Genomic DNA, 13,244 nt, shown 5'->3' with positions numbered 1-13,244 from the left:
GGAGCCGGCCGCTTCATGCTGATTAGCCGGCGTCGCGCTCGCTGGCAACCGGCGCCGCGGCCGGTGACGGCGCACTGCTGTGCAGGGCGAGCATGCCGGCGGCGAACGCGGCGGCCGCCGGACTGGTCTCGGCGCGCGGCGGCAGGATCAGGTAGAGGTGGCGTTCCATCTGGGCGCCATCCACCCGGAGGTGACGCAGCAGGCTGTCGGGGCCGGTCAGAACCCCGTACGGGAGTCCCACCGGGGTGAATCCGATGCCGGCGCCGGCGGCGATCATCTCCAGCAGGATCTCCCAGTCGCCGACCTCCGCGACGATCCGTCGGGTGAGTCCGGCGCCGGCGAACAGGGCGTCGGACAGCAGCCGCGCGGTCCAGCCCGGGGGCACGTCGACAAAGCGCTCGCCGTCGAGGTCGGCGACCTTTACCCGGCCACGGCGGGCAAGCGGGTGGTCGCTGTGACAGGTCAGCGCGAGCGGCTCTCTGGCCAGCGAGGTGAGCCGCAGCCGGCCGCGCTGCTCCAGAGCCGGTCCGATGGCGCAGTCGAGTTCGCCGGTCTCGACCATGTCGAGCATGGCCAGCGCGGCGGCAGGACGCATCCGGACGTCGACGCCGGGGTGGTCGCGCAGGAACGCGCCGAGGTAGCCCGCGAACGGTACGAGGTACTGCGCCGAGAGGGCGATGCCGAGCCGGAGCCGGCCCACGAGCACGTCCCGGGTCTCGTGCACCGCGCGACGGGCGGTCTCGGCCGCGCGCAACGCCTCGCGGGCCGGCGCCAGCAGGGCCTCTCCGGTGGCGGTGAGTCGCACCGGCCGGGTGCCGCGGAGGTAGAGCTCAGTGCCCAGCTCGCGTTCGAGGGCCTGCAGGGAGTTCGACAGTCCGGATTGGACGATCAGCTCGCGGCGGGCGGCGGCGGTCACGCTGCGCTCCTCGGCGAGTGCGATGAAATGGCGTAGCTGCCGCAGCTCCATGCCCGAACCTCCATCTGCCGAGCAGATCGAGAGTATCTCCGCCCCCCGCCGAGAAGTCGGAAGGTGCGCCGAACGGTTGACGGTTGTCTCAGGTGACACGTTCGACCCAAGGAGAACCGATGGCTCAGGTTGTACCCCACAAGGTGGGTTTCTGGATCGTCGCCGCAGCGTTCGCCACGCTGGGGGCGTTCGGTACGGTGCCAACGCCGCTGTGGCCGCTGTACGCGGTCCGTGACCACCTCAACTCGACCGAGGTGACCGCGACGTTCGCGGCCATGGTGCTCGGCGCCGCCGGCAGTCTGCTGTTTCTGGGACACCTCTCGGATAGGTGGGGCCGGCGACGGATCATCCTCCCGGCGCTGGGCGCCGGCATCGTCGCCGACGTGGTCATGGAAACCTGGCCGACGCTGCCGGGTCTGCTCGCCGGCCGCGTCCTGACCGGCGTGGCGGTCGGCCTGATGGCCGCCACCGCGACCACTTATCTGACGGAACTCCACCGTGCCGCGCATCCCGCCGCAGCGCCCAGCCGGGTGCCGGCCACCGTCGCGTCGGTGGCCAACCTCGGCGGGCTGTCCCTCGGGCCCATCGTCGGCGGCGCCCTGGCCCGGTGGACCGAACACCCGTTGCTGACCCCGTACCTGGTGTTCCTGGTCCTGATGGCGGCCGGTGCGGTCGCCGTGTTGATCACGCCGGAGACCGTCGACCGCAGCACCCTGCCGGCCTCCGGCGCGGCCCGCTTCCGGCTGCGCGCGGGCCGGCGGGCCGCGTTTACCGGCGCAGCCGCCGTAACGTTTTGCTCGTTCGCTGTCTTCGGGCTGTTCTCCTCGATCGGTTCGTTGATCGTTCGGGGCGAACTACACGTCACGTCACCGTTCGTCTGGGGGGTCGCTGGATTCGTCGTGCTCGGGGTGTCTGCCGTCGCTCAGACCGTGTTCGCCGCGCTACCGGCCGCCCGGATGCTCGCCGCCGGCCTGGCTGCGACCCCGGTCGGGATGGCTCTGGTGGTGTACGCGCTGTACGAGCCGTCGCTCGGCTGGTACCTGATCGGCTCCGCGGTGGCCGGCGCCGGCGCTGGGTTGTTGTTCAAGGCCGCACTGGGTTCCGCCATCGCCACCGCCCAGCCCGGCGCCACCGCAGGGGTGCTTGCCGTCTTCTTCGTCATCGCATACATCGGGATGGGCCTGCCACCGATCCTGCTGGCCGCCGCCGGCCAGGCGGTTAGTGACCGGGTCGCGATCATCGCCTTCAGCGTCGCCGTCATCGCCGTCTCGGCGATCGCCGCCCGCCTTCAGGCGGCCACACTGCGGCGCCCGGAAACGGGCGGCACTGCGCTGCGGTCATCTGCCGCACAGATGACAGACATCTGAGGCCGCCGCCACCGCACCCCTGTCGGTGCAGGTCCAGGCGCGGTTCATTGGAGGCGGGGCCCGCCACTGTCGACACCTACGCAGGGAGGACTGCAGGAACATCGCCGCGATGAACATATCCGATTGGACTCCCAATCTGGCGGATTGGCGGACCAACGGCTCCAGCCCGGAGATTTCCCAGAATAACTTAACCGGCGGGGCTCTCTATGTCCTCATGCAGGGTGAAGACGATCTGACGTATTACGAAATAGGCATAAATCCGTAGCTGTGTAATCGGTGCAAGCCGCACCGGTGCCCTTGGCGCGGTGCGCCTTCCCGGCAGCGTTCGTTATATAGCGATCGTTATTCTATGACCGCTCGGCTAGCCGCCCGTGAGGCGGCGTGAATTCGGAGAGTCGAAGAGAAATGACAACGAGCTACAAGGACACGCCTACCACGACGGTAGATGTCGGCGGAATCCCCTTCACGTATCGGGAGGTGGGCGCCAACAGCGGTGTCCCACTCGTCTTGCTGCACCACCTGACGGCTGTGCTGGACGACTGGGACCCCGCGGTCATCGACGGCCTCGAGCTGGGTGTGACGTTGTTCGACACTGCGGAGGTGTACGGGCCTCATCACAACGAGGAATGCGTGGGTCGCACGCTGGCACCGTTTCGTGACGCCAGCTTCGGGTGGAGCGGATCGCGCTGCCCGTCGACGGCGGCTCCACCGCGCGCTAACCCCTTCGACACGAATCTCAAGGAGCGTCATGACCACGAACATCGGCAAAGTCGGCACCGTCACCATCGGCGGTGAGCTCACCGTGGGCAACATCGGCTACGGCGCGATGCAGCTCACCGGGCCGAAGGTCTGGGGCGCCTACCCCGACCACGACAAGGGCGTCGCGCTGCTGCGCGAGGTCGTCGCCCAAGGGGTGACGTTCATCGACACCGCCGACGTGTACGGTCCGCACACCAACGAAGAACTCATCCGGGAGGCGCCGCATCCCTACCCGGACGACCTCGTCATCGCGACCAAGGGCGGCTTCGTGCGCGGCGGCCCCGAGTACACCGACATGGGCGCGGTCGGTAACCGCTTCTACCTGCGGCAGGCCGCATACATGAGCCTACGCCGGCTTGGCCTCGACCGTATCGACCTTTACTACCTGCACACGCCGGCGATGACCGATGCCCCGCTCCAGGAGATCATCGAAACCCTCGCCGGGATGCGGCAGGAGGGGCTCATCCGCCACATCGGCCTGTCCAATATCAGCGCCGAGCAGCTGCGTACGGCGCTGACGATCACCGATATCGCCGCCGTCACCGTCCACTACAACGTCGCGGTCCGCCACGGCGCCGCGGTGCGGGAAGTCACGCAGGAACGCGGGATCGTGTTCTCGCCGTGGCACCCGGGCGCTATTCCCGGCGGCGAACAGGGTGTGCCGTTGCATGCGATCATCGACCCGATCGCCGCGAAGCACGACGCCACAGCCCAACAGATCGCACTCGCCTGGCAACTGCACCGCACCGCCGGGGCACTACCGATCCCTGGTACGACGAGCGTGCAACACCTGCAGGAGAACCTGGCCGCCGGGCGCATGCTGCTGACCGACGACGAGGTCGCCGCGATCACCGCGCTCACACCCGAGGGAACCTGACAGGTCACCGCTACCTATAGCCGGAGACCACTCCCACATTCGCGGCGGCAGAGCAGCAGTCGACCGACCGCGCCAGCCCAGCACAGCCGGAAAGCAGCCGGAATGGCCACACGGTAAGTGACCTTCTCGCCACTCGACGACCGCACCGCGTCGACGCGGCCCGCAACTTCGACGCGATCCCAACGCAGCCCGTGGACTCTTCGCCGAAGAGGGAACCGATGTCCTGCTGACCGACATCGCCAACAAGCCGGCGTCGGCGCCGCGACCCTCTACCGCCACTTCCCGACCCGCGAGTGACCGTAGTTTCGGGCACCCACCCACAGGGTCAGCGAATCCTCGCCAAGATGGACACATCGCACGCCGCGGGCCGACCAACACCGGGGCCACCGGCCGGGAACCAGGTTCGCAAGAAAATTTTGGCCGGTTGTCGCGCACCGTCGGCACCGCTTGGGAACAATGGCGTGCGCCCTTGCGCTACCGCAGCGGGAGCACCGAGCCCAACGTCGCGCATGCCCTGAAGCCATCGATGCGCCATCATGGGGACGGCGACTGCTGGCTGTCCAGGAACGGCGTGCGGGGGCTTCAATTCCGTGTCCATTTCTGGTTGTCCGCGCCGTTGTTGCAGGTGAACTGTTGGATCAGGGCCCCGTTCTGGGTACCCGTGCTGGTCACATCGAGGCACAGCCGGCTGTGGGCGTTCACCAACTGCTGCTCGCTGTTGAGCGTGAAATGCTGGGCCGGTGTCCCGTTGCAGGTCGTCAGCTGGATCGCCGCTCCGTTGTCGCTCGAGGCGCCGAGCACATCCATGCACCTGCCGAGCAACCTGATGCTGCCGTCGGGAAAGAAGGTCCAGCGCTGGTTCCGGGCGCGGCCGGCGCTACAGTCCCAGATCTGCAGACGTACCGGATCGGGCGAATCCGGGTTGGCGACATCAAGGCACCGGCCGCTCGCCTTCCCGATGAGCTGAAAACCGGGCATGCCGGCGGCGGTGCTCGGCTTAGCCGGCGAGGTTGCGCCAGGTGGCGGCGTTGCGCTGCGTTGTGTGCCCGCGGCACTCGGGTTCGGTGCCGGCCGGAAGCCGTCGGTGATCCGCCGGAAGGCGTCCGCGCTGGCTGCCCACGCCGACTCAGGTGCTGACCAGGCGATCGTGTAGCCCTTCTGTTTCGCCGTGACGAAGGTGCGTTGACGTACGTGGATCAGGTGGTCGGCGCCGGTCGTGTAGGTCCACTCCCAGTCGGCGGCGCTCAGGTGGTAGTTCACGGCCGTGATGGCGATCCGCCGGTAGCCTCGGTACTGCCCACCGGTCGCCCGGGTCTTCTCCCGCGCGGTCAGTTCGGCGAGCGGGTCGGGTTCGGGAGCGCTGGTCTGGCTGACCACGAGGAGCCGATCGCCGCCGGGCTCCCGGAAGTCGACCTCGTTGCCTTGCCGGGCGACCTGCCAGTCTCTCGGCGCTGGTACGGCGAAACCGCTGCCGTCCTGGTAGACGGACCAGGTCAGCGGCGCGGGTTCAGTTGCGGCTGCCGCCGGGAAGGACGATTGCCTGACGTCGGCGGAAGGACTGTCCGACGCCCTGCTGATCTCCGTCGGATGCTCGCGGGCGACCAGCAGAACGCCGGCTGTGAGCCCGAGCACCAGCAGGGCGGCGAGGGCACCGATCAGCTGGCGCCACCGCGGACGGAGGGTACGGATGCGTCTTGCCGTGTCATCTGCCGGCCGTTCCGCGCCAGTTCCGGTGTCCGCCCCACCGGCTCGCGACGTATCGCCCAACGGTTCACGCAGCACCTGGCGGAGCAGCCTTTCGGCGGCGTCGGCGTCGATCCGTTGGGCCGGATCCTTGCAAAGTAGCCCCTCCAGCACCGGTGCCAGCGGGCCGGCGTGCTCCGCCAAGGGCGGCGGTTCGGTGACGAGCGCAGTGAGACTCATCAAGCTGGACGGGCGGGCGTACGGCGCATGGCCCTCCACCGCGGCAAAGAGGGTGGCGCCGAGCGACCAGAGATCCCCCTCCGCCCCCACAGCACCTGAAATAGCCCGCTCGGGCGAGACATAGGCGGGCGAGCCGAGAAGTACGCCGCTGGAGGTCAGGTTCGGATCCTCGACGGCGGTGGCCAGTCCGAAATCGGTCAGCACGATCCGACCGTCGTTGCCGATCAGTACGTTGGCGGGCTTGACGTCACGGTGCATGAGCCCGGCGCGATGGGCCGCCTGTAGCGCACCGAGCACGCCCAAGCCGATCTCGGCTGCTCGGACCGGGGAGATAGGGCCGTCGGCGATGATGATCTCGTGCAGCGAGCGTGACGGGACGTACTCCATCACGATCCATGGGTCACCGCCGTTGCCCAGGAGTACATCGAAGACCCGTACCACGTTGACGTGGTCGAGCCTGGCGATCGCCCGCGCCTCACGGAGTGAGCGTACGCGCAATTCCTCTAACGCTTCGCCGGTCAAGCCGGGCGGCGGAACGACTTCTTTCATCGCAACGTTGCGCTGGAGCATTTGGTCGCGGGCCTTCCACACCCGCCCCATTCCGCCCTGGCCGATCAGCCCTTCGAAAACATACCGATCAGTAACAATGGTGGGCAGCTGCTCTTGCACTTCGCGGGAGTTCCTTGTCTGTATACGAGTGACGTGACGTTGTTCCGACGGATGTGAACGGTCGCTGTACTGCGCTCGGCTCGTCCCGCGGTGGAAGGGTCTACCGGGCCAGCTCGTCGGCGGAAGCGGTTCGGAACTGCGGAGGCGAGGTTTTCGGTGGGCGCTTCGCGGATGTGATGGCGGCGCCGCACAAGAGGCCACCGAGTAGAACGAGGGCGCCGACGAGGAATGCGTCCCGGAAGTCCGTGGTGGGGCTGCGGTGGGGCTGAGCCAGCACCATGGCCATCACGGCGAGGCCGACCGCACCGCCGATCTGACGCGAGGTGTTGATCAGGCCGGAGGCCAGGCCGGCCTGATGGGGCGGTAAGTCCTGCGTCGCGGCCAGGGTCATGGGCACCAGGGCCGAGCCGGAGCCGAAGCCGAACAGGATCAGGGGCCCCAGCAGGTGCGCCCGGTACGCGACGTGCGGGTCGAGCGCCGCCGCGAGCCAGAACAAGCCGGCCGCACCCACGGCCGTGCCGAACAGAATGGACGGACGGATGCCGATGTGCCGGACCAGACGGGTGCCGGTCAGCGATCCGGCGAACGTGGACAGACCGATCGGCAGGAACGCGAGGCCGGTCCGCAACGGCGAGTAGTGGCCGACGCCCTGCAGCGACGACTCGCTCATGTCGAGGGACTGGCGTACCTGCGGGAGCGCGATGTTCACAATCGAGATGTCAAGAACCACCATGAACTGCGCAAGACAGCACGCGACGATGGTCAGCCAGGCGGGCTTCGAAGGGGTCCCGAGTCCGACGGGGGTGCTCACGGCATTCCGCCGAACGCGTCGCGGAGTTCGGGCAGGAACGAGGCGAGGTGGTTCATCTCGGCCGCGCAGTGGTGCAGCAGTCCGACGCCGAGCATTTCGAGGTTGGGCTCACCGATGGGCGCGCGTTCGGCCGGTGGCTGGGCCAGCGACGCGGGCGGCAAGTCGAGGTGCTGCGGGTAGTTCAGGAAGAACCGGCTGCGCATCTCCGAGCCGGATTCGGTGGCTCGTACCTGGTGGACGACCCATCCGAAGGCGGCAGGTACGGTACTCGGCCCGACCCTGGCGACGATAACCGTGCCGTCGTCCAGGATCGTCCAGCCGGTCTCCATCGGGTGGTGGCCGGGCCGGGTGAGCATGCAAACCGCGTCGGAGGGGCGGTAGCCGTATTCGGTGGGAGCCATGCCCGCCAGCAGTGCCTCACTCACGTGGGGCTGCACTGGCAAGGTGTCCTCGCGGAAGAACTCGGCATACGGCTTGGCCCGGTCCGCCTCCCGGTTGCCCCATATAGCGCGATTCGGTCTGAAAAGACGCGGGGACCGACGACAGGTCCGCCCCGCTGATCTCGTAAGTAGACCACCCTCAGACTGTACCGAACAGTACAATCCATGGTTCGGCGGGGTATGTATCGTGATCAACCCAGGGGGCGGGAAGACGATGAAGGCACTACCGGCGACCGAACGCGGCCGGCGCACCCGTGCCGCGATCCTCACCGCGGCGGCTCGGCTGATGCACCAGCACGGCCTGGCCGGGCCGTCGGTGGACGACGTGCTGGCGGCCAGCGGCGCGGGCAAGTCGCAGTTCTACCATTACTTCGGCAGTCGCCGGGACCTGGCAGCCGCCGTGCTGTACCACCAGTTCGATCGCGTGATGGGATCCCAGCCGGCTCTGCGGGACCCGGATCGCGCCGATCTTCGGGCCTGGCGGGACCAGGTAGTGGGTGCGCATCGGGACAGTTCGCATGGGATGTGCCCGCTCGGGGTGTTCGTCGGTCAGGTCGACGACGAACCCGAACTGAACGGTATCCTCGCCGAACTGTTCGGCCGCTGGGAGAAATGCCTGGCCGACCTGGTCTCACGCGCCCGGGACCAGGGCCGTGTGCGCTCGGACGTCGATCCCGAGGACGCAGGGCGCATGCTGCTGGCCGCGTTGGAGGGCGGCGCCATGCTGGCCCACGTGCATCGGCAGCCGACCGCCCTGGAACGCTCCCTTGATGCCGCGATCGCAGTACTGACCGCCGGGGATGCCTCCGCCGTGCATTAGGGACACAATCCGGCCGGTCATCGACTTCTGCATACCCCAGCGACCGTGCGCGACGAACTCGGCACGATCACCGCGCCGACCGTGGTCATCGTGGGTCGCCACGACTTCATCTGCGGCCCGCACTGCTGCACGCCGGCATCAAGGGCTCCCACCTCGTGGTGCTCGAGCGCAGCGGGCATTTCGGCCACGTCGAGCAGCCCGAAGACTTCGCTCGGGCGGTGGCGGAACTTCTGCGCGAGGATTAGCCGATGGAACGCTGATGGGTGTGCTCCACGGCGGATGACCATGCGTGCGGTGGCAGTGCACAATCGGGAGACATGGACGGCTGGACCGCCGCCCTGCTCGTCGCCGACGTGGTCGGCGTGGCAGTCGACGTCGTGCTCGCGCGGCGGGTCCGCGGCACCGGTCGCGACGTCCTTACTCGCGATCATCTTCGTCCTGCTGCTCTGGCCCGGATCGGATGATCCACCGGCGACCGCCGAGGAGCGCGACACCGCCCGGTTCGGGGTGCCGATCGGCCGTCACGTCGACCGGGTGACCACCAGGGTCGTCGACCGCGCACCGACCGTTACCGACGCCAATGTGGCGGACGCGACGGCGATACCGGTCGAGCGAGACGCGGTCGACGGGTCGGACCTCACGCTCGTGGTCCTGCGCAGTGCGCTCGACGTCGCGCTGCCGGCCGGGCTGATGGTATCCGCATGCGGCTCGTCGTGGGGCAGTCCGCCCCACCGCCCGCCGCTGGTGCGTCCGCGGCCGAACCGGACACCACGCTCAGCCAGCCCGCGCCGCAGGACGTGCCGTCGCCGCAGGCCGAGCGGATCAGCCTCACCGCCGGTCGCGCGACGGTCGCCGGGACCGAGGCCGACGTGGTCGTGGTCCGGTTCAAGGACCGGATCGTGTACCGCTCCGAGGCCGACGAGAACCGCCCGTCGAAGGTCAACTGCGCCGCCGACTGCGTCATCGTCTGGCCGCCGCTGCTCGCCGACGGCAGCCAGATCCAGCTGTCGGGCGTCGACCCGAAGCTCGTCGGCACGGTCACCCGCGCCGACGGCTTCACCCAGGTCACGCTGGACGGCTGGCCGTCTTCCGATCCCACAAGGCAACGGTGCCGGCGGAAGCAGGTGCGGGCCACGTGTAATCTCTGCCGCCTCCACCGACAAGTACGGGCGACGAACCGAGTTGTGGAGGTGCGATGCAGGGTCCTGCAGGGCGGATGACCCACGTGTTCCGCGAACACGCGGACGACATCCATGTGTACGCCCGGTGGCGGGTCGGCGACGACGAGGCCAGCGACGTGGTCAGTGAGGTCTTCCTGGCGGCTTGGCGGTCCCTCGGCTCCTTGCGGCCGGGCGAGGAGCGCGCCTGGTTGTTCGGGGCAGCGCGCCGGATCGTGCTCGCCCGACGCCGGCAGAGCGTGGCTCGGACGGCGTTGACCAGTCGACTGACCGCGATACACGACCGTGCCGTCGCCGACGGGCTGGCCGAACAGGTGGTGCTGACCGACCGGGTACATCAGGTGCTTAACGCGCTGAGCGAGGCCGACCGCGAGTTGCTGGTCACCGCCGCCTGGTTCGACCTGAGCCCCGCCGAGGCGGCGAAGGTCCTCGGGGTGTCCCGGCCGACATACGCGGTGCGGATGCATCGCGCGCGGAACCGGTTCCGCGCGGCGTTCAACCGAATCCTCCCGGATCTGCCTGCGGACACCCACGCCGGTACCTACCCGATGCCCGTATCAGAGGGAGCACGATGAACGTCGACAAGATGATCGAGGCCGGTCGCCCTGCCCGCGAACCGGGCTGGTCCGAAGGGCCGCAGGGGCAGCGGGTGCTGCAGGGTGTCCTGACGGATGCCGTGTCCGTGGGTGCCGGGATGCCCCGTGCCGGGACGCGGCGCCGTTGGCTACGGCCGTCGCTGGTGGCCGGCGGCGGGCTGGTCACGGTGGCCGGGGCCGCCGGGGCGGCGGTGCTCGCGTTCGCTCCGGAACCGCCACCGGACTGGAAGGTCCCCGGCAACTCGATCGCCTGCGCCGCCGAGCGCACCAAGGATGCCGATCTGTCGATCCGCGCCTGGCGGGCGGGCGACGATCCGGTCGACATCTGCCGCAAGGACTGGATCAGCCGTACCGGTGCGGCACCGGAGACGTTGTTCTCCTGCGTCTTCAAGAAGGACGGCACGGGTGGCGGCGTGATCGTGATCCCGGGCGACGGGATCAGCACCGCAGCGCAGGCGTGCGAGACCGTCGGGATGTTCGTCGCCCCGGCGAACCTCACCCCGGCCCCGGCCGATCCGAACATCCCCAGTCCCCCGGCTCGGCGTGGTGGTGAATAAGGAGCGCGTTGGGGGCGGCGGCTAGCGCGACGTGGCCGGCGGGACCTGCTCCCGCCGGTCCGGTTGCGTTCCCGGCGTTGGTCAGGCGCGGAAGTGGCGCCGGCTCGACGGCAGCGCGAGGAGCCCGGCGCAGGCGGCGATGAGCGCGAGGAACACAGGGCGGCGGACACTACATCCTCGGCGAGAAACTGCGCGGCGGCACCCCAGCCACCGACGCCGCCCTGTCCCGGCAGGGCCGCTACCAGGCCGTCCGCGACAACCTGCAGGTCAAGGAGGTCCGCCTCGCCCCCGACCTCGCCAACGACAGGTTCGTCGTGTGCTACAACCCTGCCGAGGCCGAACGCGACGCCGCCACCCGCGCCTGGCACGTCGCGGCGTTGACCGAGCTGATCGACGGCACCGACACCGTGCCCCGCAGTGTTCCGACAGGCTGAGGGCGCGCCGCGGACGCCCTTGCCCGCGCTCCGACAGACGAGCAACTTTCGAGCAAAACAGGTCCACATTGGACATGAACTGCAGACGTTTCCGCTGCTCAGAAGACCTAGCACCGAACGCGCGGCGGCAATACCTGAGGATTAAAAGTCCGCAGCTCTGCCATTGAGCTAGCAGCCCGCGCGATTAGGTTACCTGACGGGATGTGGGGGAGCCGAGCGAGTTAGGCCAGGGGCAACCACAGGGAGGAGCGCCGGGGACCCGGTGAAGGGCATGGGTGACGTACCGTGACGTCGTGCTGCTCTCGCGATCGGCCGAGGAGAGTCACCTGTGCATGGGCCTCCAGCCATGTCCCGGCTGTGGGGTCGTCGGGTTCGAGTGGGAGAGCCACTCGGCCGAAGTGCGGGGTGAGGACCTGGTCTCGGTCTACCGGGGTCCGTGTCCCGACTGCGGAACCGGGCAGGACCCGCCGCCACCTGCGCTCGGGGGACCGGAGCCGTCGCGGCTGATCGATCCGGGGCAGTTCCTGAGCCCGGCGCGGGAGGCCGCCGCGCTGGTGCCGTCCAGTCCCGCGCGGTGCCCGCCGAGGCGTTCACCTCCGAGGTTGGGCGGGCGCTGTTCGGGGCGGATCCCACGCAATTCCGGCGGTGCAGGATCGAGGCGGTCACCGCGGCGTACCGCGAGGTGCTGACCGCCTACGAGATCTACTGAGGAGGCCAGGTGCAGCCCATGGAACTCCAGGCGGTCGAGGGTCCGCGCTGGCCCTTGGCGAAGCTGACGGTCGAGCCGGCGGAGCTGCAGGAGCGGCTCGGGCTGCAGTTCTCCCAGCTCGACGACAATCTGGGGCCGGTGCTGTTCGCGTTCGGCCGGTTGGCCGGCGGCACCGTCGTCGGGTTCTCGCGCCTGATCAGCGACCGGGCGCCCGGCACCGAGCTGTACCAGTTCGGCGACCGGCAGCCGCGGGACGTGCTGACCGAGCTGCTCTTCGAGACCGGGCTCAGCCACGACGAGGTGAGCTGGGTGGCCGCCGGGTGGGCGTGGGAGGACGACCGGCTGTGGGTGCGCTCGCGGGCCGAGGCGTACGCCTACATCCTGCTGCACGTGCAGCCCGACGACCCGACGGACGACCCGGTGCGGGCGGCGGAGACGTTCGAGGTCGACGGCGACTGGGTCGTGCGTTACCGGGACATCGTCGTGCACCTGCAACCCCGGCCGAACGGGCAGGTTCCGAGCGGGGTCGGGGTGTATTCGCATCCGGAGGATCCGCCGTCCACGGTGATCGACCCCGGCGGCTGGATGTTCATCGCCAGCCAGGCCGAGGCGGAGGCGCGGGACCTGCTGCTCGGCTTCGGGCCGCGGGCGATCGGCCCGCGGGAGTACTGGCAGGTCTTCGACCTGCTGGTGCAGGCGGCGGGGTCGGCCGCGGAGGCGTTGCGGTTTCTGTCACCCGGCGAGGATGAGCTGCCGGTGCGGGCGTTCTGGACCCCGCTCGGCCTGCGGATGCTGCGGCAGAACCCGCACGCGTTCAACCGTGGGGTGCTGGAGGCGAAGGCGGCCGAGTACCGGACCGCGATCGACGAGTTCACCCGGGTCTACGGTCCGCCGCCGCGGCGACAACCATGACGGGCTGGTCCCGCGGCTGGTCGGCCGGCACCGTCCCGTCTCAGCTGCTCGCCGTGGCCGACCTGCTGGCCGGGGACGCCGCCGAGGCAGGGGACCGCCGGCTCCTGGCGGCGCGTGAGCCCCGCGCCCGGGTCCTCGCCGAGTTCCTCGCCGGCCACCCGGACCCGCCGGAGGAACCGGGATTCGAAGCGGTTGATGCCGATTCGGGGAGGGCGTGACCGTGGA

15 protein-coding genes and 1 pseudogene are annotated in these 13,244 nt (G+C 69.3%); 11 read left to right on the top strand and 5 right to left on the bottom strand.

Going from position 1 to position 13,244, the window contains the following annotated elements:
* Positions 1 to 22: 22 nt before the first annotated feature.
* Positions 23 to 967, bottom strand: coding sequence for a LysR family transcriptional regulator (locus tag ACFPIJ_RS13385; RefSeq protein WP_380115067.1), 945 nt, complete (start codon positions 965 to 967; stop codon positions 23 to 25).
* A gap of 119 nt (positions 968 to 1,086) precedes the next feature.
* Here ACFPIJ_RS13385 and ACFPIJ_RS13380 point away from each other — a divergent pair, with 119 nt between their 5' ends.
* The 3 genes from ACFPIJ_RS13380 to ACFPIJ_RS13370 all read left to right on the top strand — a co-directional run bounded on the left by ACFPIJ_RS13380 (position 1,087) and on the right by ACFPIJ_RS13370 (position 3,970).
* The gene (locus ACFPIJ_RS13380) at positions 1,087 to 2,334 is read left to right on the top strand and encodes an MFS transporter (protein WP_380115065.1); all 1,248 of its coding nucleotides are present in this window, start codon (positions 1,087 to 1,089) and stop codon (positions 2,332 to 2,334) included.
* A gap of 405 nt (positions 2,335 to 2,739) precedes the next feature.
* Complete coding sequence (locus ACFPIJ_RS13375; RefSeq protein ID WP_380115064.1) at positions 2,740 to 3,129, top strand: alpha/beta fold hydrolase; 390 nt, start codon at positions 2,740 to 2,742, stop codon at positions 3,127 to 3,129.
* A complete protein-coding gene (locus tag ACFPIJ_RS13370; RefSeq protein ID WP_380115063.1) occupies positions 3,083 to 3,970 on the top strand; it encodes an aldo/keto reductase in 888 nt (295 codons plus the stop codon). The genes ACFPIJ_RS13375 and ACFPIJ_RS13370 overlap by 47 nt, the downstream gene beginning before the upstream one ends.
* A gap of 582 nt (positions 3,971 to 4,552) precedes the next feature.
* On the opposite strand, the gene ACFPIJ_RS13360 is transcribed toward ACFPIJ_RS13370, so the two are convergent.
* The 3 genes from ACFPIJ_RS13360 to ACFPIJ_RS13350 form a co-directional block, all read right to left on the bottom strand.
* Positions 4,553 to 6,493: a protein kinase domain-containing protein gene (locus ACFPIJ_RS13360; protein ID WP_417323598.1), complete on the bottom strand. Its 1,941-nt coding sequence runs from the start codon at positions 6,491 to 6,493 to the stop codon at positions 4,553 to 4,555.
* A 169-nt stretch (positions 6,494 to 6,662) separates the two neighbouring features.
* The gene (locus ACFPIJ_RS13355; protein ID WP_380115061.1) at positions 6,663 to 7,373 is read right to left on the bottom strand and encodes an MFS transporter; all 711 of its coding nucleotides are present in this window, start codon (positions 7,371 to 7,373) and stop codon (positions 6,663 to 6,665) included.
* Positions 7,370 to 7,798 carry a DAPG hydrolase family protein gene (locus ACFPIJ_RS13350; RefSeq protein WP_380115060.1) on the bottom strand — a complete coding sequence of 143 codons (429 nt, stop codon included), beginning with the start codon at positions 7,796 to 7,798 and terminating at the stop codon, positions 7,370 to 7,372. The genes ACFPIJ_RS13355 and ACFPIJ_RS13350 overlap by 4 nt, the downstream gene beginning before the upstream one ends.
* 202 nt (positions 7,799 to 8,000) lie before the next feature.
* On the opposite strand from ACFPIJ_RS13350, the gene ACFPIJ_RS13345 reads away from it, so the two are divergent.
* Entirely contained in the window at positions 8,001 to 8,633 is a 633-nt protein-coding gene (locus ACFPIJ_RS13345; RefSeq protein ID WP_380115059.1) for a TetR/AcrR family transcriptional regulator, read from the top strand.
* Between the two features lie 17 nt (positions 8,634 to 8,650).
* Here the strand turns inward: ACFPIJ_RS13345 and ACFPIJ_RS13340 are convergent, their stop codons facing one another.
* A complete protein-coding gene (locus tag ACFPIJ_RS13340) occupies positions 8,651 to 9,064 on the bottom strand; it encodes a hypothetical protein (RefSeq protein WP_380115058.1) in 414 nt (137 codons plus the stop codon).
* 270 nt (positions 9,065 to 9,334) lie between these two features.
* Between ACFPIJ_RS13340 and ACFPIJ_RS13335 the strand changes: the two genes are divergently transcribed.
* The 7 genes and pseudogenes from ACFPIJ_RS13335 (at position 9,335) to ACFPIJ_RS13310 (ending at position 13,237) form a co-directional block, all read left to right on the top strand.
* On the top strand, positions 9,335 to 9,853 hold the full coding sequence (locus ACFPIJ_RS13335; protein ID WP_380115057.1) for a hypothetical protein: 519 nt from the start codon (positions 9,335 to 9,337) through the stop codon (positions 9,851 to 9,853).
* Positions 9,829 to 10,386 carry an RNA polymerase sigma factor gene (locus ACFPIJ_RS13330; protein WP_380115056.1) on the top strand — a complete coding sequence of 186 codons (558 nt, stop codon included), beginning with the start codon at positions 9,829 to 9,831 and terminating at the stop codon, positions 10,384 to 10,386. The genes ACFPIJ_RS13335 and ACFPIJ_RS13330 overlap by 25 nt, the downstream gene beginning before the upstream one ends.
* A complete protein-coding gene (locus tag ACFPIJ_RS13325; RefSeq protein ID WP_380115055.1) occupies positions 10,383 to 10,964 on the top strand; it encodes a hypothetical protein in 582 nt (193 codons plus the stop codon). The genes ACFPIJ_RS13330 and ACFPIJ_RS13325 overlap by 4 nt, the downstream gene beginning before the upstream one ends.
* Before the next feature lie 155 nt (positions 10,965 to 11,119).
* A pseudogene (locus ACFPIJ_RS64565) lies at positions 11,120 to 11,368 on the top strand (IS1634 family transposase); the annotation flags it as partial.
* A 604-nt stretch (positions 11,369 to 11,972) separates the two neighbouring features.
* On the top strand, positions 11,973 to 12,107 hold the full coding sequence (locus ACFPIJ_RS13320; protein WP_380115053.1) for a hypothetical protein: 135 nt from the start codon (positions 11,973 to 11,975) through the stop codon (positions 12,105 to 12,107).
* 18 nt (positions 12,108 to 12,125) lie between these two features.
* Positions 12,126 to 13,019, top strand: a complete 894-nt coding sequence (locus tag ACFPIJ_RS13315; RefSeq protein WP_380115052.1) for a hypothetical protein — start codon at positions 12,126 to 12,128, stop codon at positions 13,017 to 13,019.
* The gene (locus ACFPIJ_RS13310) at positions 13,016 to 13,237 is read left to right on the top strand and encodes a hypothetical protein (protein ID WP_380115051.1); all 222 of its coding nucleotides are present in this window, start codon (positions 13,016 to 13,018) and stop codon (positions 13,235 to 13,237) included. Before ACFPIJ_RS13315 ends, ACFPIJ_RS13310 begins: the two co-directional genes overlap by 4 nt.
* Positions 13,238 to 13,244: the final 7 nt, after the last annotated feature.

The sequence above is a fragment of the Dactylosporangium cerinum genome (assembly GCF_042653625.1).
In the GTDB taxonomy this organism is placed as follows: domain Bacteria; phylum Actinomycetota; class Actinomycetes; order Mycobacteriales; family Micromonosporaceae; genus Dactylosporangium; species Dactylosporangium cerinum.
This window is presented reverse-complemented; position numbering and strand designations above follow the sequence as displayed.

Coding starts and splice junctions, on each gene's coding strand:
- ACFPIJ_RS13385 (WP_380115067.1), bottom strand. CDS start 967: ATGGAGCTGCGGCAGCTACGCCATTTCATCGCACTCGCCGAGGAGCGC.
- ACFPIJ_RS13380 (WP_380115065.1), top strand. CDS start 1,087: ATGGCTCAGGTTGTACCCCACAAGGTGGGTTTCTGGATCGTCGCCGCA.
- ACFPIJ_RS13375 (WP_380115064.1), top strand. CDS start 2,740: ATGACAACGAGCTACAAGGACACGCCTACCACGACGGTAGATGTCGGC.
- ACFPIJ_RS13370 (WP_380115063.1), top strand. CDS start 3,083: ATGACCACGAACATCGGCAAAGTCGGCACCGTCACCATCGGCGGTGAG.
- ACFPIJ_RS13360 (WP_417323598.1), bottom strand. CDS start 6,493: ATGGGGCGGGTGTGGAAGGCCCGCGACCAAATGCTCCAGCGCAACGTT.
- ACFPIJ_RS13340 (WP_380115058.1), bottom strand. CDS start 9,064: ATGATCGCGAGTAAGGACGTCGCGACCGGTGCCGCGGACCCGCCGCGC.
- ACFPIJ_RS13335 (WP_380115057.1), top strand. CDS start 9,335: ATGCGGCTCGTCGTGGGGCAGTCCGCCCCACCGCCCGCCGCTGGTGCG.
- ACFPIJ_RS13330 (WP_380115056.1), top strand. CDS start 9,829: ATGCAGGGTCCTGCAGGGCGGATGACCCACGTGTTCCGCGAACACGCG.
- ACFPIJ_RS13325 (WP_380115055.1), top strand. CDS start 10,383: ATGAACGTCGACAAGATGATCGAGGCCGGTCGCCCTGCCCGCGAACCG.
- ACFPIJ_RS13315 (WP_380115052.1), top strand. CDS start 12,126: ATGGAACTCCAGGCGGTCGAGGGTCCGCGCTGGCCCTTGGCGAAGCTG.
- ACFPIJ_RS13310 (WP_380115051.1), top strand. CDS start 13,016: ATGACGGGCTGGTCCCGCGGCTGGTCGGCCGGCACCGTCCCGTCTCAG.